Raw genomic sequence first — 1,027 nt, 5'->3', positions numbered from 1 at the left:
TTTGAATATCAAGTTGCCTCAGCAAATCCTTCACATGCGAACATTTGTTTGATATACTAGGTACAAACGAATGTTCGGGAGTGGTTGTCATGGCACAACAAGAAGCGATGACGTTAAAGAGATTTCAAGAGAAGTTTCATTCGGATGACGCATGCCGCGAGCATCTGTTTCAGATCCGTTGGCCGAACGGCTTCTGTTGCCCCAAATGTGAGCACGATGCGTTCTACTTTCTGGAAAGCCGTAAGCTGTATCAATGTACGCGCTGCAAGCATCAGGCTTCGGTTACCGCCGGCACGATTATGCATAAATCCCATACGCCGCTGCTGACCTGGTTTTGGGCGATTTTCCTTGTGGCGCATGATAAACGCGGTGTTTCCGCGGTTTTCCTTTCGCGCGAACTGGAAATCTCCTACCCAACCGCATGGTTAATGCTTCACAAGATTCGCAAAGCCATGGGAGATCGCGATGCCCACTACCAACTGGCCGGTTTGGTCGAACTGGATGACGCGTTTTTCGGAGCACCGACAGAAGGCGGTAAACGCGGTCGCGGCACGGAACAAACCCCCGTACTGGCAGCCGTATCGCTAGACAGGAAAGGAGCGCCGCAATATGTGAAAATGAAGGTCATCCCGAATGTCAAAGGCAAGACGCTGGTCGATTTTGCCCGGCACCATATCAAGCCCGGCGCCACCATCAGCAGCGATGCTTACAGCTCGTATCGAAAGCTCGCAGAGGAAGGTTACGATCACCAGCCGCTCGAGTTTAACGTCAAGGAAAACCCCGATCATCTGAAATGGCTGCACACGATGATTTCCAATGCCAAAGCGTTTATCGGCGGTACCTACCATGGTTTGGCTTCCAAGCACCTGCAATCGTACTTGGATGAATTTTGTTTCCGTACCAACCGTAGACGGTTTGAAGGCCAATTGTTCAATCGACTGCTGACAGCTTGTGTTTCAACCGACACCATCACCTACCAGAAGCTCACATCATGACCTTACCGGAGCTAACTTGATATTCAAATTTT

1 protein-coding gene is annotated in these 1,027 nt (G+C 50.2%); it reads left to right on the top strand.

What is annotated here, in order from left to right:
* The first annotated feature begins 89 nt into the window (after positions 1 to 89).
* Positions 90 to 995, top strand: a complete 906-nt coding sequence (locus KJQ12_RS02495; protein ID WP_213483340.1) for an IS1595 family transposase — start codon at positions 90 to 92, stop codon at positions 993 to 995.
* The last annotated feature ends 32 nt before the right edge of the window (positions 996 to 1,027 follow it).

Origin of the sequence: Thermobacillus xylanilyticus (assembly GCF_907165215.1) — a bacterium.
Classification (GTDB): domain Bacteria; phylum Bacillota; class Bacilli; order Paenibacillales; family Paenibacillaceae; genus Thermobacillus; species Thermobacillus xylanilyticus.
Note: the sequence above shows the minus strand (reverse complement) of the source record. Positions and strands in the feature narration are given on the sequence as shown.

Bases quoted from the DNA above. Each gene is read 5' to 3' on its own strand.
- KJQ12_RS02495 (WP_213483340.1), top strand. From the start codon at position 90: ATGGCACAACAAGAAGCGATGACGTTAAAGAGATTTCAAGAGAAGTTT.